The 18,553-nt window shown below is 64.7% G+C and carries 16 protein-coding genes, 2 tRNA genes and 1 pseudogene; 17 read left to right on the forward strand and 2 right to left on the reverse strand.

Annotated elements, in window-relative coordinates:
• Nucleotides 1-6 precede the first annotated feature (6 nt).
• The 13 genes and pseudogenes from tsaE to FBY21_RS30380 all read left to right on the forward strand — a co-directional run bounded on the left by tsaE (nucleotide 7) and on the right by FBY21_RS30380 (nucleotide 13,548).
• Nucleotides 7-435: a tRNA (adenosine(37)-N6)-threonylcarbamoyltransferase complex ATPase subunit type 1 TsaE gene (gene tsaE / locus FBY21_RS23055; protein WP_243899028.1), complete on the forward strand. Its 429-nt coding sequence runs from the start codon at nucleotides 7-9 to the stop codon at nucleotides 433-435.
• A gap of 8 nt (nucleotides 436-443) precedes the next feature.
• Nucleotides 444-1,883 carry an N-acetylmuramoyl-L-alanine amidase gene (locus FBY21_RS23060; RefSeq protein WP_142013936.1) on the forward strand — a complete coding sequence of 480 codons (1,440 nt, stop codon included), beginning with the start codon at nucleotides 444-446 and terminating at the stop codon, nucleotides 1,881-1,883.
• A 5-nt stretch (nucleotides 1,884-1,888) separates the two neighbouring features.
• Nucleotides 1,889-3,772: a DNA mismatch repair endonuclease MutL gene (mutL, locus tag FBY21_RS23065; protein WP_044401396.1), complete on the forward strand. Its 1,884-nt coding sequence runs from the start codon at nucleotides 1,889-1,891 to the stop codon at nucleotides 3,770-3,772.
• A gap of 1 nt (nucleotide 3,773) precedes the next feature.
• Nucleotides 3,774-4,748 carry a tRNA (adenosine(37)-N6)-dimethylallyltransferase MiaA gene (miaA, locus tag FBY21_RS23070; protein ID WP_142013941.1) on the forward strand — a complete coding sequence of 325 codons (975 nt, stop codon included), beginning with the start codon at nucleotides 3,774-3,776 and terminating at the stop codon, nucleotides 4,746-4,748.
• A 97-nt stretch (nucleotides 4,749-4,845) separates the two neighbouring features.
• On the forward strand, nucleotides 4,846-5,100 hold the full coding sequence (hfq, locus tag FBY21_RS23075) for an RNA chaperone Hfq (RefSeq protein ID WP_003453015.1): 255 nt from the start codon (nucleotides 4,846-4,848) through the stop codon (nucleotides 5,098-5,100).
• A gap of 12 nt (nucleotides 5,101-5,112) precedes the next feature.
• Nucleotides 5,113-6,414 (forward strand): ribosome rescue GTPase HflX, encoded by a 1,302-nt coding sequence (hflX, locus tag FBY21_RS23080; RefSeq protein ID WP_044401176.1) that lies wholly within the window; start codon nucleotides 5,113-5,115, stop codon nucleotides 6,412-6,414.
• A 97-nt stretch (nucleotides 6,415-6,511) separates the two neighbouring features.
• Nucleotides 6,512-7,672: an FtsH protease activity modulator HflK gene (hflK, locus tag FBY21_RS23085; protein ID WP_107329348.1), complete on the forward strand. Its 1,161-nt coding sequence runs from the start codon at nucleotides 6,512-6,514 to the stop codon at nucleotides 7,670-7,672.
• On the forward strand, nucleotides 7,672-8,538 hold the full coding sequence (hflC, locus tag FBY21_RS23090; RefSeq protein WP_142013944.1) for a protease modulator HflC: 867 nt from the start codon (nucleotides 7,672-7,674) through the stop codon (nucleotides 8,536-8,538). Before hflK ends, hflC begins: the two co-directional genes overlap by 1 nt.
• Before the next feature lie 105 nt (nucleotides 8,539-8,643).
• Nucleotides 8,644-8,829: a DUF2065 domain-containing protein gene (locus tag FBY21_RS23095; RefSeq protein WP_044401399.1), complete on the forward strand. Its 186-nt coding sequence runs from the start codon at nucleotides 8,644-8,646 to the stop codon at nucleotides 8,827-8,829.
• A gap of 34 nt (nucleotides 8,830-8,863) precedes the next feature.
• A complete protein-coding gene (locus FBY21_RS23100; protein ID WP_044401182.1) occupies nucleotides 8,864-10,048 on the forward strand; it encodes an ATP phosphoribosyltransferase regulatory subunit in 1,185 nt (394 codons plus the stop codon).
• 52 nt (nucleotides 10,049-10,100) lie between these two features.
• Nucleotides 10,101-11,396, forward strand: coding sequence for an adenylosuccinate synthase (locus FBY21_RS23105; protein ID WP_044401184.1), 1,296 nt, complete (start codon nucleotides 10,101-10,103; stop codon nucleotides 11,394-11,396).
• A 1,033-nt stretch (nucleotides 11,397-12,429) separates the two neighbouring features.
• A pseudogene (locus tag FBY21_RS30375) lies at nucleotides 12,430-12,690 on the forward strand (HAMP domain-containing protein); the annotation flags it as partial.
• Complete coding sequence (locus tag FBY21_RS30380) at nucleotides 12,664-13,548, forward strand: methyl-accepting chemotaxis protein (RefSeq protein WP_371320944.1); 885 nt, start codon at nucleotides 12,664-12,666, stop codon at nucleotides 13,546-13,548. The pseudogene FBY21_RS30375 and the gene FBY21_RS30380, both read left to right, overlap by 27 nt.
• A 55-nt stretch (nucleotides 13,549-13,603) precedes the next feature.
• Here FBY21_RS30380 and FBY21_RS23115 read toward each other — a convergent pair.
• Together FBY21_RS23115 and FBY21_RS23120 are read right to left on the reverse strand one after the other, a co-directional pair.
• Nucleotides 13,604-13,690: transfer RNA gene (locus FBY21_RS23115), tRNA-Leu, on the reverse strand.
• A gap of 108 nt (nucleotides 13,691-13,798) precedes the next feature.
• Nucleotides 13,799-13,885, reverse strand: a tRNA-Leu gene (locus tag FBY21_RS23120).
• A 203-nt stretch (nucleotides 13,886-14,088) separates the two neighbouring features.
• Between FBY21_RS23120 and rnr the strand changes: the two genes are divergently transcribed.
• The 4 genes from rnr to rpsR all read left to right on the forward strand — a co-directional run bounded on the left by rnr (nucleotide 14,089) and on the right by rpsR (nucleotide 18,544).
• Entirely contained in the window at nucleotides 14,089-16,878 is a 2,790-nt protein-coding gene (gene rnr / locus FBY21_RS23125; RefSeq protein WP_142013951.1) for a ribonuclease R, read from the forward strand.
• Nucleotides 16,875-17,642, forward strand: a complete 768-nt coding sequence (rlmB, locus tag FBY21_RS23130) for a 23S rRNA (guanosine(2251)-2'-O)-methyltransferase RlmB (protein ID WP_044401189.1) — start codon at nucleotides 16,875-16,877, stop codon at nucleotides 17,640-17,642. The genes rnr and rlmB overlap by 4 nt, the downstream gene beginning before the upstream one ends.
• 222 nt (nucleotides 17,643-17,864) lie before the next feature.
• On the forward strand, nucleotides 17,865-18,284 hold the full coding sequence (gene rpsF, locus FBY21_RS23135; protein WP_044401190.1) for a 30S ribosomal protein S6: 420 nt from the start codon (nucleotides 17,865-17,867) through the stop codon (nucleotides 18,282-18,284).
• A gap of 29 nt (nucleotides 18,285-18,313) precedes the next feature.
• The gene (gene rpsR, locus FBY21_RS23140) at nucleotides 18,314-18,544 is read left to right on the forward strand and encodes a 30S ribosomal protein S18 (RefSeq protein ID WP_003452992.1); all 231 of its coding nucleotides are present in this window, start codon (nucleotides 18,314-18,316) and stop codon (nucleotides 18,542-18,544) included.
• Nucleotides 18,545-18,553 lie beyond the last annotated feature (9 nt).

The following is an 18,553-nucleotide window of genomic DNA, read 5'->3' on the forward strand; positions in this document are numbered from 1 at the left end:
GACGCCATGACCGCCCTTGGGGCCCGGTTGGGGCATGTCAGCGGTGGGCGGGGGGTGATCTACCTTCATGGCGACCTGGGCGCGGGCAAGACGACCCTTTCGCGCGGCTTGCTGCGGGGACTTGGGCATGCCGGTGCGGTCAAGAGCCCGACCTTCACCCTGGTGGAGCCCTATGAGATCGATGGGGTCGCGGTCTATCACTTCGACCTGTACCGCCTGGTCGACCCCGAGGAGCTGGAATTCCTCGGTATCCGCGACTATTTCGAGGGCGATGCGTTGTGCCTGATCGAGTGGCCCGAGCGGGGTCAGGGCGTTTTGCCAAAGGCGGACCTTGACATTACCATTAGCGCCCATGCAGGCGGCCGCTCGCTGCATTTCTCGCCGCATACCGCGCGCGGCGAAGCCTGGTGTGCCGCCTTGGCCACGGGAGAATGAAGACGAGTATGGGGTGGAGTATGCGCTCGCGCGCACTGTTTGCCGGGATCGGTCTGCTGCTGGCAGCCTTTGCCACCAATATCCTGGCTGCCACCGAGGTCCGCAGTGTGCGGCTCTGGCGTGCTCCCGACAACACCCGCCTGGTCTTCGACCTGTCCGGCCCGGTGCAGCACAGCGTGTTCACGCTGACCGCGCCGGATCGCATCGTCATCGACATCAATGGCGCCCAGTTGGGCACTCAGCTGGACAAGCTGTCCATCGCCAACACGCCGATCAAGAGCGTCCGCTCGGCCCAGCGCTCGCCGACCGACCTGCGGGTGGTGATCGACGTGGCGCCCGGCGTCACGCCCAAGAGCTTCACCCTGGCGCCCAACCAGCAGTATGGCAATCGCCTGGTGGTCGACCTGTACGACCAGCCCTCTGCCGCCGAAGAGGCCAGCGCCCCGCAGGTAGCGACGGCGCCCAGCACGCCGCAGCCGCCGGTTTCCCCCACTCAGCCGTCCACCGGCAAGCTGCCGCCGGTTTCCGGTGGCAAGCGCGACATCATCGTTGCCATCGACGCCGGTCACGGCGGCGAGGACCCGGGCGCCCTCGGGCCCAAGGGGCAGCACGAGAAGGATGTGACGCTGGCCATCGCCAAGGAGTTGCAGCGCCAGATCAACCAGGAGCGGGGCTTCCGCGCCGAGCTGGTGCGTACCGGCGATTACTTCATTCCGCTGCGCAAGCGCACCGAGATCGCCCGCAAGAAGGGCGCCGACCTGTTCGTCTCGATCCACGCGGACGCGGCGCCGAGCCGCAGCGCGTTCGGTGCCTCTGTCTTTGCCTTGTCCGACCGGGGCGCCACGTCCGAGACGGCCCGCTGGCTGGCGGACAACGAAAACCGTTCCGACCTCATCGGCGGTGTGGGCAGCGTCAGCCTTGATGACAAGGACCGCATGCTGGCTGGCGTGCTGCTGGACCTGTCGATGACGGCCACGCTGTCCTCCAGCCTGAACGTGGGGCACAAGGTGCTGACCAACATCGGGCGCGTCACGCCGTTGCACAAGCGCCGGGTCGAGCAGGCCGGCTTCATGGTGCTGAAGTCCCCGGACATCCCGTCGATTCTGGTGGAGACCGGTTTCATCTCCAACCACCAGGAATCCCAGAAGCTGGCCTCCGCCGGGCACCAGCAGGCGCTGGCGCGCTCCATCCAGAGCGGCATCAAGCAGTTCTTCGTGCAGAACCCGCCGCCGGGTACCTACATCGCCTCGCTGCGTGATGCGGGCAAGATCGCCGCCGGTCCGCGTGAGCACATCGTCGCGTCCGGTGAGAGCCTCGCGCTCATCGCCCAGCGCTACCAGGTCAGCCTGGTGGCGTTGCGCAACGCCAACGGTTTGAAGAGCGACACCATCAAGGTCGGCCAGACCCTGAGCATCCCGGCCACCACGGCTCTGGCGGCCCAGCCATGAGCGACATGGCAGAACTGCGCCGCATCCACCTGCTCAGCCCGCGCCTGGCCAACCAGATCGCCGCCGGCGAGGTGGTCGAGCGCCCGGCTTCGGTAATCAAGGAGCTGCTGGAAAACAGCCTGGATGCCGGTGCGCGTCGGATCGACGTGGAGGTCGAACAGGGCGGTGTGAAGCTGCTGCGGGTCCGGGATGACGGTTGCGGCATCCCCTCCGACGACCTTCCCCTGGCCCTGGCGCGCCACGCCACCAGCAAGATCCGCGACCTGGATGACCTGGAACGGGTCATGAGCCTGGGTTTCCGGGGCGAAGCACTGGCTTCCATCAGCTCCGTGGCACGGCTGACCATGACCTCGCGCACGGCAGATGCCGACCAGGCCTGGCAGGTGGAGACCGAAGGGCGCGACATGGAAGCGCGCGTTCAGCCTGCCGCCCACCCGGTGGGAACCTCGGTGGAGGTGCGCGACCTGTTCTTCAACACGCCGGCGCGGCGCAAGTTCCTGCGGGCCGAGAAGACCGAGTTCGAGCATCTGCAGGAGGTCATCCGGCGTCTCGCCCTGGCGCGGTTCGATGTGGCCTTCCACCTTCGCCACAACGGCAAAACGGTATTCGCGCTGCATGAGGCCCGTGACGAGATTTCCCGCGCGCGGCGCGTTGCCAGCGTGTGCGGCTCGGCTTTCCTGGAGCAGGCGCTGCCCATCCAGGTGGAGCGCAACGGCCTGCACCTGTGGGGGTGGGTGGGGCTGCCGACGTTCTCCCGCAGCCAGGCGGACCTGCAGTATTTCTACGTGAACGGTCGGATGGTGCGGGACAAGCTGGTGGTGCATGCGGTGCGCCAGGCGTACCGCGATGTGCTGTACAACGGTCGCCATCCGACCTTCGTGCTGTTTCTGGAGCTGGACCCTGCGGCGGTGGACGTGAATGTGCACCCCACCAAGCACGAGGTGCGTTTCCGCGAGGGGCGCACCGTCCACGACTTTCTCTACGGAACCTTGCATCGCGCCCTGGGCGAGGTGCGTCCCGAAGACCAGCTCGCCGCGCCTGCGGCGGTCGCGCCCGTGGTTCGCCCTACCGGGCTGGAAGCGGGCGAGTTCGGTCCCCAGGGGGAGATGAGCCTGGCCGCCAATGTGCTGGAACGCCCTGTGGCCGAGCCTGCCTGGCGACCGACAGCCTCGTCTGGCGGTTATGCGCCGCCGTCCCGGCCTGCCGGCCCTGTAGGGACGGCCGAGGCCCAGGCGGCTTACCGCGAGTATTTCGCGCCGTTGCCGGATTCGGCGCCCGTGAGTCTGCCGGAAAGCCAGGGCGATATTCCGCCGCTGGGCTATGCGCTGGCACAGCTCAAGGGCATCTACATCCTTGCGGAAAACGCACAGGGGCTTGTGCTGGTCGACATGCATGCGGCTCACGAGCGCATCACCTATGAGCGCCTGAAGATCGCCATGGCCAGCGAGGGGCTCAAAGGACAGCCGTTGCTGGTGCCGGAATCCCTGGCGGTGAGCCAGCGCGAAGCAGACTGCGCCGAAGAGCACGCGGCCTGGTTCCAGCGGCTTGGCTTCGAGCTGCAGCGACTGGGGCCGGAGACCCTGGCGATCCGCCAGACACCGGCATTGCTGAAGCAGGCCGAAGCTTCCCAACTGGTGCGGGACGTGCTGTCGGATTTGCTCGAATACGGGACCAGCGACCGCATTCAGGCGCACCTGAACGAGCTGCTGGCGACCATGGCCTGCCATGGCGCGGTGCGTGCCAATCGGCGGTTGACCGTGCCGGAGATGAATGGTCTGCTCCGCGACATGGAGCAGACTGAGCGCAGCGGCCAGTGCAACCACGGGCGCCCCACCTGGACCCAGTTGGGCATGGACGACCTCGACAAGCTCTTCCTGCGGGGCCGTTGAGATGGGGGAGCGTTTACCGCCCGCCATCTTCCTGATGGGGCCGACTGCTGCGGGGAAGACCGATCTGGCCATCGAGTTGGCCCAGGCGCTGCCCTGCGAGTTGATCAGCGTTGATTCCGCCCTGGTGTATCGCGGCATGGATATCGGCACCGCCAAGCCGGATCGTGCCACGCTGGCAGCCTACCCGCATCAATTGATCGATATCCTCGACCCTGCCGACGCCTACTCAGCTGCGGATTTTCGCGCGGATGCGCTGGCGGCCATGGCGGATGCCACCGCCCGGGGCCGCATACCGTTGCTGGTTGGCGGCACGATGCTCTACTACAAGGCGTTGCTGGAGGGGTTGGCGGACATGCCCAGCGCGGATCCGGCCATACGGGCTGAGCTGGAAGGCCGTGCTGCGCGGGAGGGATGGGAGGTCTTGCATCAGGAGCTGGCAGCTGTCGATCCCGAGTCGGCGGCGCGCATCCATCCCAATGATCCCCAGCGCCTGACCCGGGCGCTGGAGGTGTACCTCTCTGGCGGTGTTTCCATGAGTGAGCTGCGGCGTCGACAGGCGTCGCAAAATCACGACGCCGGCCCCGCTGGGGCGGGGCATTTGCCTTATACTGTCGCGCAGCTGGCGATTGCTCCTGCGGATCGCCAGGTTTTGCATGCACGAATTGCGCAACGATTTCGTCTGATGCTGGAACAGGGGTTCGTCCAAGAGGTCGAAAACCTGCGCGAAAGACGTGACTTGCACGCAGGATTGCCGTCTATAAGGGCTGTGGGTTACCGCCAGGTATGGGAATACCTCGAGGGCAACCTGACCCGGGCCGAAATGGAGGAGCGAGGCATCATTGCCACGCGCCAGTTGGCCAAGCGACAGTTCACCTGGTTACGCAGTTGGGCCGATTTGCACTGGCTCGACAGCCTGGCTTGCGACAATCTGCCGCGCGCCTTGAAATACCTGGAGTCGGTCTCCATATTGGGCTAAGACCTCGCCAGTTACCGTCTATCCTTGGGGGTAGGGCGGCCAACTTTCTCGTCATTTGACAACTCATACGAATTAGATCCCTACAGGAGTGCGGCATATGTCAAAAGGGCATTCGCTACAAGACCCTTACCTGAATACCTTGCGTAAGGAACGCGTACCGGTTTCCATCTACCTGGTCAACGGCATCAAGCTGCAGGGCCAGATCGAATCCTTCGACCAGTTCGTGATCCTGCTGAAGAACACCGTCAGCCAGATGGTCTACAAACACGCCATTTCCACCGTTGTACCGAGCCGCCCTGTCCGCCTGCCCAGCGCCAGCGAACAAGAGCAGCCTGAGCCCGGTAACGCCTGATAGGAGTCTGCTTTGTTTTTCGAACGCCCAGGTGGAGGTGAACGTGCCGTCCTTGTTCATTTGGAAGGCCATGATCCTGAGGCGCGAGAAGACCCGCAGGAATTCCAGGAACTGGCTCGATCGGCTGGTGCGGATACGGTGGCCTTCATCTCCGTTTCCCGTCACCAGCCGACCGCCAAATACCTGATCGGCAGCGGCAAGGTCGAGGAGCTTCACGATCTGGTCAAGGCTGAGCAGGCTGAGCTTGTCATCTTCAATCACACCCTCACACCCAGCCAGGAGCGCAACCTCGAGCGCGCCTTCGAGTGCCGGGTGCTGGACCGCACCGGTCTGATCCTCGATATCTTCGCCCAGCGCGCCAGGACCCATGAAGGCAAGCTGCAGGTGGAGCTCGCGCAGCTCGAACACATGAGTACCCGCCTGGTTCGCGGCTGGACCCACCTGGAGCGCCAGAAGGGCGGTATTGGCCTGCGTGGTCCCGGTGAGACCCAGCTGGAAACGGACCGTCGCCTCCTGCGCGTGCGCATCCGCCAGATCAAGCAGCGCCTCGAAAAGGTCCGCAGCCAGCGTGAGCAGGCCCGGCGTGGCCGCAAGCGAGCGGATATCCCTTCCGTGTCACTCGTGGGATATACCAACGCGGGTAAGTCCACGCTTTTCAATGCCCTGACCACCTCAGAGGTCTATGCGGCAGACCAACTGTTTGCCACGCTGGACCCCACGCTGCGCCGGCTCGAGCTGGCCGATCTGGGGCCGATCGTGCTGGCAGATACCGTGGGTTTTATCCGCCATCTTCCGCACAAGCTCGTCGAGGCTTTCCGGGCTACCCTTGAGGAGTCCAGCAACTCCGACCTGCTGCTGCATGTGATCGATGCTCATGAGCCTGAGCGGATGGCGCAGATCGAACAAGTGCTGGCCGTGCTGGGGGAAATCGGTGCCGATGGATTGCCGATGCTGGAGGTCTACAACAAGATCGACCTGCTGGAATCCATGGAGCCGCAGATCCAGCGAGACGAGCATGGCAAGCCCGAGCGTGTCTGGTTGTCTGCCCGCGAGGGCAAAGGGCTTGAGCTGCTTGAGCAGGCGATTGCCGAGTTGTTGGGGGAGGACCTCTTCGTAGGGACCCTGAAGCTACCGCAGCGTTTGGGGCGACTGCGGGCGCAGTTCTTCGCACTGGGGGCCGTGCAGAGCGAGCAGCACGACGAGGCTGGCGATACATTGCTGGCAGTCAGGTTGCCGCGTGTCGAGCTGAACCGGCTTGTCAGTCGCGAAGGCTGGCAACCCCAGGCGTTCATCGAGCAACACACTTTGCAATAAGGCCGCGGAATGGCTTTTTGCCGCAGATAGCGGGCTTTCGGTAGCATTGGCGGACGTGCCTTGGGCGCGTCTTTGCTTTATCAGTATGGAGAGCGCTATGGCTTGGAACGAGCCGGGTGGCAACTCGAACAATCAGGATCCCTGGGGTGGCCGCCGTGGCGGTGACCGCAAGGGACCGCCGGATCTGGACGAAGCCTTCCGCAAGCTGCAGGACAGCCTTAATGGCCTGTTCGGGGGCGGCAAGAAACGAGGCGGCGATGAAAACCGTGGCGGTGGCTTCGGTTTGCTGGGTATCGCCCTGTTCATCCTTGTACTGGGCTGGCTCTACAGCGCGGTGTACGTGGTCGATGAACAGGAGCAGGCGGTGGTGCTTCGCTTCGGCAAGTACTACGAGACCGTTGGGCCTGGCCTGAACATCTATTTCCCGCCGATCGATCGCAAGTTCCAGGAGAACGTCACCCGCGAGCGAGCCTACAGCAAGCAGGGGCAGATGCTCACCGAGGACGAGAACATCGTCGAAGTGCCGCTCACTGTGCAGTACAAGATCAGTGACCTGCAGAAGTTCGTGCTGAACGTCGATCAGCCCGAAGTGAGCTTGCAGCACGCCACCGAGAGCGCCCTCCGTCATGTGGTGGGCTCGACCGAGATGGACCAGGTGCTGACCGAAGGCCGTGAGCTGATGGCCAGTGAGATCAAGGAGCGCCTGCAGCGCTTCCTCGACACCTATGGCACCGGCATCACCGTCACCCAGGTCAACGTCCAGAGTGCGGCCGCGCCCCGTGAGGTGCAGGAAGCATTCGATGACGTGATCCGTGCCCGTGAAGATGAACAGCGCGCCAAGAACCAGGCAGAGGCCTACGCCAATGGCGTGATCCCTGAAGCCCGTGGTCAGGCCCAGCGCATCATCGAAGAGGCCAACGGTTACCGTGAAGAGGTCATCTCCCGTGCCAAGGGTGAGGCTGATCGCTTCACCAAACTAGTGGCTGAATACCGCAAGGCGCCCGATGTCACGCGCCAGCGCCTGTACCTCGACACCATGCAGGAAGTCTTCAGCAACACCAGCAAGGTCCTGGTAACGGGTGACAAGGGGCAGAACAACCTGCTGTATCTGCCGCTGGACAAGATGATCGACAACCGCGGTGGTGCCAGTGCGGCAATACCGGCGCCGGCCACCTCGAGCGGTGCGGCCAGCGACCTGGGTTCGCGCGTCACCACCGATCTGCAGCAGCGCGATCTGCGTTCTAGGGAGAGTCGCTGATGGGTAACAAGTCGCTGATCGCCCTGATCGGGGCTGTCGTGCTCGGGCTGGTGGCCTGGAGCAGCTTCTACATCGTGGCCCAGACCGAACGAGCGGTTCTCCTCCAGTTCGGCCGTATCGTCGAGGCGGATGTCCAGCCCGGCCTTCACGTGAAGATCCCCTACGTCAACCAGGTGCGGAAGTTCGATGCGCGCCTGCTGACCCTGGATTCGCCTACCCAGCGTTTCCTGACCCAGGAGAAGAAAGCGGTGATGGTGGATGCCTATGCCAAGTGGCGGGTCTCCGATGCCGAGCGCTTCTACACCGCTACGTCCGGCCTCAAGCAGATTGCGGACGAGCGACTCTCCCGTCGTCTCGAGGCCGGCCTGCGCGACCAGTTTGGCAAGCGCACCCTGCATGAAGTGGTATCCGGTGAGCGCGATGGCCTGATGGCCGATATCACGCGTTCGCTGAACACCATGGCCAGCAAGGAGTTGGGTATCGAGGTCGTGGACGTTCGCGTGAAGGCCATTGACCTGCCTCGCGAGGTGAACCGCAGCGTTTTCGAGCGCATGAGCACCGAGCGCGAGCGGGAAGCGCGTGAGCATCGCGCCAAGGGTAGCGAGTTGGCAGAAGGTATCCGCGCGGATGCCGACCGTCAGCGCCGTGTACTGCTGGCCGAGGCCTACCGGGAGTCCGAAGAGCTTCGCGGTGATGGTGATGCCCAGGCGGCTGCCATCTATGCCAAGGCCTACAGCCAGGAACCGGAGTTCTATTCCTTCTATCGGAGCCTGCAGGCTTACCGCGAGAGCTTCGCCAAGAAGAGCGATGTGATGGTGCTGGATCCGCACAGCGAGTTCTTCCAGTTCCTGAACAAGGCTAAGTGAGGATGCGCCCCGGCGGACGAACCTGACCGCCGGGGTGACCCTCCGGGAAAACGTGTTATGATGGGCCAGCCGGGAAATCCCGGCTTTTTTGCGTCCGCGGGAATCATGTGGCAGGAAATCGGCATAGCGATCTGTTTTGTGCTGGTGCTGGAAGGCATCCTGCCCTTCCTCTATCCGCGCCGTTGGCGCGCCGCGGTGCTTGGGTTGGCGAGTCTAAAGGATCGCCATCTCCGCCTCATGGGCCTCGCCAGCATGTTGCTGGGGACCGGCCTCCTGTATCTGCTTCACTGAAGGCTTGCCGCCCGGCTAAGAGGGGAGTGGCGAAATGGCAACGGTAGATCGCTGGCTGCTGCCAGATGGAATCGAAGAAGTACTGCCGCCCGACGCGGCGCGCATCGAGGCAGCCCGCCGCCAGGTACTGGACCTGTTCCAGCGCTGGGGCTACGACTTCGTGGTAACCCCGCACATCGAATTTCTCGAATCCCTGCTCACGGGCGCCGGGCAGGATCTTGAATTGCGTACGTTCAAGGTCACGGACCCGCAATCGGGACGGCAGATGGGCTTCCGCGCCGACATCACGCCCCAGGTTGCGCGCCTGGACGCCCATACCCTGCGTCGCGAAGGGCCCAACCGGCTGTGCTATGCGGGCAGTGTCCTGCATGCCAAGCCGCGCGCACTTTCCACCTCCCGCAGCCCGATCCAGCTGGGTGCCGAGCTGTATGGCGATGCCAGCCCGGCCAGCGATGTCGAAGTCATCAGCCTGATGCTGGAGATGCTCGAGCTGGCCGATGTGCCGGACGTGCACATGGACCTTGGTCATGTCGGTATCTACCGTGGTCTTGCCCGTGCTGCCGAGTTGTCCGGCGAAGCTGAGCAGCGTCTTTTCGACGCCCTGCAACGCAAGGCGGTCGATGAGGTGGCCGAGCTGACCGAAGGCCTCCCTGCACACCTGGCCGGGATGCTTCGCTCCCTCGCCGAGCTCTGCGGTGATCGCCAGGTTCTTGAGCTTGCCCAGGGCGTCCTGGTGGATGCGCCCGAAGAGGTCCATGTCGCGCTCGATGAACTCGTCGCCATCGCGGATGAGCTGGAGCTGCGTTATCCGGAGCTTCCGCTGTACTTCGACCTGGGTGAGCTGCGTGGCTACCACTACCACACGGGCGTGGTCTTCGCGGCATTCGTACCGGGTGAAGGGCAGTCCATTGCCCAGGGTGGCCGCTACGACGACATCGGCGCCGACTTCGGGCGTGCGCGCCCCGCAACGGGCTTCTCCACCGATCTGAAGACCCTGGTGACCCTGGGGCGCATGCAGCTGGATGATGCGCCCGCCGGAATCTGGGCACCGGATGTCCATGACGTCTACCTCTGGCAGGCAATCAAGCGCCTGCGTGGCGAAGGCCAGCGCGTCGTTCAGGCGCTGCCGGGCCAGGATGTGGGCAGTGCGCAGGAAGTGGCATGCGATCGCCAGCTGATCCTGCAGGATGGGCGCTGGCAGGTTGCGCCCCTGGTTTAAGGTTTTCCCGCCGGCGCGCGCCGGCATCGAGCTTCCGAAGAGGACAAGTGTTATGGGTAAGAATGTCGTGGTCCTGGGCACCCAGTGGGGTGATGAGGGCAAAGGCAAGATCGTCGACCTGCTGACCGACCAGGCTGCAGCTGTCGTGCGCTACCAGGGCGGCCACAACGCAGGTCACACCCTGGTGATCGATGGCGAGAAGACCGTCCTGCACCTGATTCCGTCCGGCATCCTGCGCGAGAACGTGCAGTGCATGATCGGCAACGGCGTGGTTGTGGCGCCGGACGCGCTGATGCGCGAGATCACCAAGCTCGAGGAGAAAGGCGTACCGGTTCGCGAGCGCCTGCGCATCAGCCCCTCCTGCACCCTGATCCTCCCGTACCACGTGGCCCTCGACCAGGCGCGCGAGAAGGCGCGTGGTGACGCCAAGATCGGCACCACCGGTCGTGGCATTGGCCCGGCCTACGAGGACAAGGTTGCTCGCCGTGGCCTGCGTATCGGCGACCTGTTCCACCGCGAGCGTTTCGCCGCCAAGTTGGGTGAGCTGCTGGACTACCACAACTTCGTCCTGCAGAACTACTACAAGGAGCCGGCCGTCGACTTCCAGAAGACCCTCGACGAAGCCCTGGGCTATGCCGAGCTGCTGAAGCCGATGATCACCGACGTCGCCGCCCGCCTGCACGAACTGCGCAAGCAGGGCGCCTACATCATGTTCGAGGGCGCCCAGGGCTCCCTGCTGGACATCGACCACGGCACCTACCCCTACGTGACCAGCTCCAGCACCACCGCTGGCGGTACCGCCACCGGCTCCGGCTTCGGCCCGCTGTACCTGGACTACATCCTCGGTATCACCAAGGCCTATACCACCCGTGTCGGCTCCGGCCCGTTCCCCACCGAGCTGTTCGACGACACCGGTGCATACCTGGCCAAGCGTGGCCACGAGTTCGGTTCCACCACCGGTCGTGCCCGTCGTTGTGGTTGGTTCGATGCCGTCATCCTGCGCCGCGCCATCGAGATCAACAGCATCTCCGGCCTGTGCCTGACCAAGCTGGATGTGCTGGATGGCCTCGAAACCATCCGCATCTGCACCGGCTACAAGGACCAGAACGGCAACCTGCTGGACGACGCGCCGACCGATGCCGACAGCTACATCGGCCTGCAGCCGCTGTACGAGGAAATGCCGGGCTGGACCGAGTCCACCGTCGGGGCCAAGTCCCTCGAAGAGCTGCCCGCCAACGCCCGCGCCTACATCAAGCGCGTGGAAGAGCTGGTGGGGGCGCCCATCGACATCATCTCCACTGGCCCGGATCGCAACGAGACCATCGTCCTGCGCCATCCCTACGCCTGAGTGCGATGAACGAGAAAGGGCCGCTGATGCGGCCCTTTTTCTTTGCGAGACAGCGACCGTTCGTCGACCCCTTCTCCTTCCCCTCCACGCGTCCGCCCCGTCGCAGCCACACTCCATGGGCCGGGTTTCAAAAATTTGCGGCATGCCCCTTGCTGAGGACCTATATAAATCCCGGAAGTCGCCGTTAACCCAGAACGGTCGTTGAGGAGTAATCGTCGTGTCCGCCATCCTTTCCCTCCTGCAGAGCCGCCTGTTGCGGCCTGTATTCATCGCCCTAGGAATCGCCCTGCTGGTGCAGGTGGTGGTGGCTGTTGCACTGACCCGGGGCACGGTCGACGCCTTGGTCACGGACCTTGGCAAGCGCCTGGGGGATGACACCCAGCGTCTGTCCGGAGAGCTGGCCCAGGCGGGGCAGGAGGTGTCGGGAAGCCTTTCCAGCCTCTCCACCCAGACCCGTGAACGCCTGAGTGCCTCCCTTTCCGAGCGGTTGAAGGCCGAGCAGGGGCAGCTGCGCGAATCCCTCGAGCAGAGCCTGAAGGCATCCGCCAACGACCTGGCCCAATTGCTGGCGGCCGTAGCACCCCGCGCCATGTGGGACAGTGATATCCCTACCCTTTCCGAATTCGCTCGGCGCGCCCAGCGCAACCCCAATGTGCTGTTCGTGATCTACGACGATGCGCAGGGCCAGCACCTGACCCGCTACCTCAATCGCGAGAACGAAGTCATCAAGGTTCTGCTGGACAAAGGTCAGGGTGAGCGCGCGCTGGACAAGGTCCTGGATGCAGCGGCCCACGACCCCTCTGTCTACCTGGTCGAGGCCTCCATCAGTCCCAACGGAGTGGAGATCGGCAAGGTACGCCTAGGCGTTTCCACCGCCTCCGTCGAAACCCAGTTGAAAGCCCTGGACAGCCGCTTCAGTGCCCTCATCGCCAGCAGCGGTGACCTCGTGGCCCAGAGCCTTGCGGGGGCGGCTACCGGCAGCACCGCCGTGCTCACGGCGCGCTTGAAGTCTGCCCAGGACGCAGCCAGCAGCATGAGCACCGGTGCCCAGAACACCGTCGAGGGCGCCGCCCACGAGTTGCGGTGGCGCATCGGTCTGGCGCTCGTGCTGGTCGGTCTGGGCGTGCTGCTGGTCCTGGCGGTGGTGCTGGGGCATCGGGTGGTCAATCGCCTGCGCCTGCTCATATCCGCGTTGAATGACCTGGCGGCGGGCGAGGGCGACCTGACCCGGCGCGTGCAGATCGACAGCCGTGACGAGGTGGGGGAGATGGCGGGTGCGGTTAACCGCTTCATCGACAAGCTCCAGCCGATCGTCCGTGAAGCGGGCGAGGTGGCGGTGCGCACCGGTTCGGAGATCCGCTCCCTTGCGGAACGCAGCCGGGCGGCTGAGGCTGCCGCTGATCGGCAGCGCAACGAAGTCGCCGGCAGCCTGGAGGCTCTGGGCCAGATGGCGGCCGAGGCCCAGGCCGAGAGCCATGCCATGCAGACCGCGCTCCAGCAGGTCGGCGAGATTCGCCAAGCCACCCAGGACAGTGCAGCGATCGCCCGCAAGGTAGGTGGGCTGATCGAAACCCTGGAGGAGCGGGTCCAGAACGGTTCCGAAGTCATCGAGCGCCTGGCGCGGCAAAGCGAGCAGATCGAAGTCGTGCTCTCGGTGATCCACGGTATTGCCGAGCAGACCAACCTGCTCGCGCTCAACGCCGCGATCGAGGCGGCGCGCGCAGGGGAAAGCGGTCGCGGATTCGCCGTGGTCGCCGATGAGGTCCGGGCGCTGGCCAGCAAGACCCAGCAATCCACCGGTGACATCCAGGCTCATATCGGTGCGCTGCAAAAAGGTGCGCAGGAGGCGGTGGCTGCCATCTCCCAGGCCCGAGCGCGGGCTGCCGAGGGGATCGACGCCCTGCGGGACAGCGAGCGCCTGCAGCAGAGCGTCCAGCAGGCGGTCGAAGGTGTGCACGAGGCGGTACGGACTGCGGCGCGCGCGGCTGAGCATCAGGCCGAGGGAGCGGGGGCGGTACGCGGGCGGGTCGATGTCATCCACGCCGAGGCGCGCCTTGCAGCCGAGGCTGTCGCGGCCACGGCCAGCAGCGGGCGCGTGCTGGATGGCCTGGCGGCTCAGCTCAAGTCCAGTCTCGGGCAGTTCAAGGCGTGATGAGGGAAGGCCAGAAAGCACAAAGCCGAGCATTGCTCGGCTTTGTCTTGAAGAGTGGTGCCCAGGAGAAGACTCGAACTTCCACGGTGTTGCCACCGCTAGGACCTGAACCTAGTGCGTCTACCAATTCCGCCACCTGGGCACATTGCGATGATTGCTCATCGACTTTTGCTGCACTTGATCGACCGTGTCGACAGGGAGTGCTGCGTCCCTATTTTGAAACCCGACGCATTGTCGTGTTTCTGAAGAGTGGTGCCCAGGAGAAGACTCGAACTTCCACGGTGTTGCCACCGCTAGGACCTGAACCTAGTGCGTCTACCAATTCCGCCACCTGGGCACTGCGTGCGATGATTGCTCACCGTCTTCACACTACAACGTCAGCAACGTTGTGGGCGCGAACTATACGGTTCGGGTTTTTGCTTGTAAACCCCTGACCCCGAAAAAAATTATTCTCTGGCGAAAGCTGACCGACGATTGGATTTCGCGCTTCAATAGCTACATGACAAGCCGACCTATGAATGAAAAGGTGATTCCCAACTGATGGCCGATTGGCAAAACCTCGATCCCGAGGCCGCACGCGAAGCGGAAAAATACGACAACCCCATTCCCAGCCGTGAACTCATCCTGCAGCGCCTCGACGAACGTGGCGCGCCCGCCAGCCGCGAGCAGCTGGTGGAAGAGTTCGGCCTGACCACGGACGACGAGCTGGAAGCCCTGCGGCGCCGGCTGCGTGCCATGGAACGTGATGGCCAGCTTATCTATACGCGCCGTGGTGCCTATGCACCGGTGGACAAGCTCGACCTCATACGCGGCCGCATCAGCGGCCACCGGGACGGCTTCGGCTTCCTGATCCCCGACGACGGCAGCGACGACCTCTTCCTCAGCCCCGCCCAGATGCGCCTCGTGTTCGACGGCGACCGCGCCCTCGCGCGTGTTTCCGGCCACGACCGCCGTGGCCGCCGTGAAGGTGCGCTGGTGGAAGTCATCGAGCGCGCCCACGAGACCCTGGTGGGCCGCTTCTTCGAAGAGAGCGGCATCGGCCGCGTGGTCGCCGACAATCCCAAGATCCAGCAGGAAGTGCTGGTGGCTCCCGACAAGCGGGGCGGTGCACGCCACGGCCAGTTCGTCCAGGTGCGCATCGAGCAATGGCCGAGCGCCTTCCGCCTTGCCCAGGGTGAAGTGGTGGACGTACTGGGCGACTACATGGCGCCCGGCATGGAGATCGAAGTCGCCCTGCGCAGCTACGACATCCCCCACGAGTGGCCCGAGGCCGTCGAGAAGGAGGCTGCCAAGCTCAAGCCCGAAGTGGCCGAGAAGGACAAGCAGAAGCGCGTCGACCTGCGTGACCTGCCCCTGGTCACCATCGACGGCGAGGACGCCCGTGACTTCGACGATGCGGTCTACGCCGAGGCTCGCAAGGGCGGCGGCTGGCGCCTGTTCGTCGCCATCGCCGACGTTTCCCACTATGTGAAGGTCGGTTCGGCGCTGGATGAAGAAGCCGCCAAGCGCGGCAACTCCGTCTACTTCCCCGAGAAGGTCGTGCCGATGCTGCCGGAGGCCCTCTCCAACGGCCTCTGTTCGCTGAACCCCCAGGTCGACCGGCTGGCCATGGTCTGCGAGGTCACCCTGTCCCGGGCTGGCAAGATGACCGGCTACGAGTTCTACGAAGCCGTCATCCACTCCCATGCACGGCTCACCTACACCAAGGTCAGCCAGTTGCTGGAGACGCCCGACTCCCCGGAAGGGCAGCAACTCGCCGAGCAGATGCCGCACCTGGTCCCGCATCTGCAGCAGCTCTACAAGCTCTACAAGGTGCTCCTGGCCGCACGCCACAAGCGTGGCGCCATCGACTTCGAGACCCAGGAGACGCGCATCGTCTTCGGCGCTGATCGCAAGATCGCCGAGATCCGTCCGACCCAGCGCAACGATGCCCACAAGCTGATCGAGGAATGCATGCTCTGCGCGAACGTCGCCACCGCGCGCTTCATGCAGGACCATGACATTCCCTCGCTCTACCGTGTGCACGACGGCCCGCCGGCCGAGCGCCTGGAGAAGCTGCGCCTGTTCCTCGGCGAACTGGGCCTGACCCTCAATAAAGGCAAGGGCGAACCGACGCCGAGCGACTACCAGGCGCTGCTGGAAACCATCCGTGATCGTCCGGACTACCACCTGATCCAGACGGTCATGCTGCGCTCCCTCAGCCAGGCGGTGTACAGCGCCGACAACCAGGGCCACTTCGGCCTCAACTACGACGCCTACACCCACTTCACCTCGCCGATCCGTCGCTACCCGGACCTGCTGGTGCACCGTGCCATCCGCAGCGTGATCCGCTCCAAGCGCGAAACCGAGCACGTCCGTCGTGCCGGCGCCGCCGCCATGCCCAAGGCGCGCATCTACCCATACGACGAAGCGGCTCTCGAGCGCCTCGGCGAGCAGTGCTCCATGACCGAGCGCCGTGCCGACGAAGCCACCCGCGATGTCACCAACTGGCTGAAGTGCGAGTACATGCGCGAGCGGGTGGGCGAGACCTTCCCCGGCGTCATCTCCGCCGTCACCGGCTTCGGTCTGTTCGTCGAACTCACCGACATCTATGTGGAAGGCCTGGTGCACGTCACCGCCCTGCCTGGCGACTACTACCACTTCGACGCGATCCATCACCGCCTCGCCGGTGAGCGCAGCGGCCGCAGCTTCCGCCTGGGGGATCAGGTGGAAGTGGTCATCGCCCGGGTCGACCTGGACGAGCGCAAGATCGACTTCGAGCTGTCCGAGAACGTGCTGACTGCGCCGGTCGGCCGCAAGAAACGCGGGGCCGACAAGGCCGCGCCGGTTGCTGAGCCTCGTACCGCCAAGGGGGCCAAGACCCGCAGCCGCGGAAGCAAGCCCTCTGCCCAGGCGAAGAAGGCCGCGCGAGCGCCTCAGCCCGAGCAGATGGCCCCCGGCGTCGCCGTGGCACCTCGTCGTGCCAAAGCCGGCAAGGTCCAGGCGCTGCCGCCGGTGGCACCCGAAATCCTTGCCCAGGCCGAGGAAATGCTTGGCAACACCGACGTCAAGCGCAGTCGCGCCCTGAAGCAGGCGTTGCTCAGCGAGGCCCGGCAGGGCGGCGAGAAACCGCGCGAAGGCAAGGGTAAGGCCGGCAAGGGTTCGTCCCGCGCCGCGCCCTTCGGCGCCGACGGCCAGGACCCGGCCGGCAAGGCCCGGCCTGCCAAGGCGGGGGGTGACAAGTCGAAGAAGGCCAAGCCCGCCGCCAAGGCGAGCAAGCCAGGCAAGCATCGCAAGGGGCCGCCCAAGCCCAAGGCCGCCGGTAGCGGCAAGAACAAGGTCAAGTCATGAGTGAGTTGGAAAAGGTCTACGGCGTGCACGCCGTGGAAGCGTTGTTGCGTCACCACCCCAAGCGCGTGAAGCAGCTGTGGCTGGCCGAGAGCCGGCAGGACCCGCGCATCCAGGCCCTACTGGGCCTGGCCGGGCAGGCCCGCGTACCGGTCGGCAACAAGGACCGGCGCGAGCTGGATGAATGGGCCGAGGGTGTCCACCAGGGCGTCGTCGCCGAAGTCAGCCCCAGCCAGGTGTGGGGCGAGAACATGCTTGACGAACTGCTGGAGCGCAGCGAGGGCCCGCCCTTGCTGCTGGTACTGGACGGCGTCACCGATCCGCACAACCTCGGCGCCTGCCTGCGCACCGCCGATGCCGCCGGCGTGCAGGCGGTCATCGTGCCGAAGGACAAGTCCGCCACCCTCAACGCCACGGTGCGCAAGGTCGCCTGCGGTGCGGCGGAGGTGGTGCCCCTGGTGGCCGTCACCAACCTGGCCCGCACCCTGGAGAAACTGCAGAAGAAGGGCCTGTGGACGGTCGGCACTGCTGGCGAGGCCGAGCAGGTCATCTACCAGCAGGACCTCACCGGCCCCACCGTGCTGATCATGGGGGCCGAAGGCAAGGGCATGCGCCGCCTGACCCGCGAGCATTGCGACTACCTCGTCAAGCTGCCCATGGGCGGCAGCGTCAGCAGCCTCAACGTCTCCGTCGCCACCGGCATCTGCCTGTTCGAGGCGGTGCGCCAGCGCACCGCCGGCAAGCCTTCCGCCGCCAGCGGCCGCTAGCGAACCGCGCCGGGGCGTGCCACTTCGGCCGTCCCGGCGCGTCCTTCGTGGCTGTTCAAATATTCACCAGTTTTTCTTGCGTGGCCCTGCGCCCTTCTCTAGAATGGCGCCCCTTGCCGCGACGGCAGGCGTTCGTACGCCCGATGTCCAGCAAGCCAAAACGAAACATTCACTCCTTGCCTGACCACGATGTTGGCAGGCTACAACCCGTAAGGAGCATTTATGCGTCATTACGAAATCATCTTCCTGGTTCACCCGGACCAGAGCGAGCAGGTTGGTGGCATGGTCGAGCGCTACACCAAGCTGATCGAAGAAGACGGCGGCAAGATCCACCGTCTGGAAGATTGGGGCCGTCGTCAACTGGCCTACGCCATCAACAACGTTCACAAGGCTCACTACGTGATGCTGAACGTCGAGTGCAGCGGCAAGGCCCTGGCCGAGCTGGAAGACAACTTCCGCTACAACGACGCCGTCCTGCGCAACCTGGTCATCCGTCGCGATGAAGCCGTTACCGGCCAGTCCGAGATGCTCAAGGCCGAGGAAAACCGCAACGAGCGCCGTGAGCGTCGTGAGCGCGTTGAGACTGAAAGCGCCGCTGAAGGCGATGACAGCGACAACGACAGCGACAACGCTGACGAGTAATCCCCGGACCTTATTGAGGAGCCAAGTTCATGGCACGTTTCTTCCGTCGTCGTAAGTTCTGCCGTTTCACCGCTGAAGGCGTGAAAGAGATCGACTTCAAGGATCTCAACACCCTGAAGGCCTACATCTCCGAAACCGGCAAGATCGTTCCCAGCCGTATCACCGGTACCAAGGCCAAGTACCAGCGTCAGCTGGCCACCGCTATCAAGCGCGCCCGCTACCTGGCCCTGCTGCCCTACACCGACAGCCACGGCCGTTGATCCCGGACT

Source organism: Pseudomonas sp. SLBN-26, from assembly GCF_006715895.1.
Lineage (GTDB): Bacteria > Pseudomonadota > Gammaproteobacteria > Pseudomonadales > Pseudomonadaceae > Metapseudomonas > Metapseudomonas otitidis.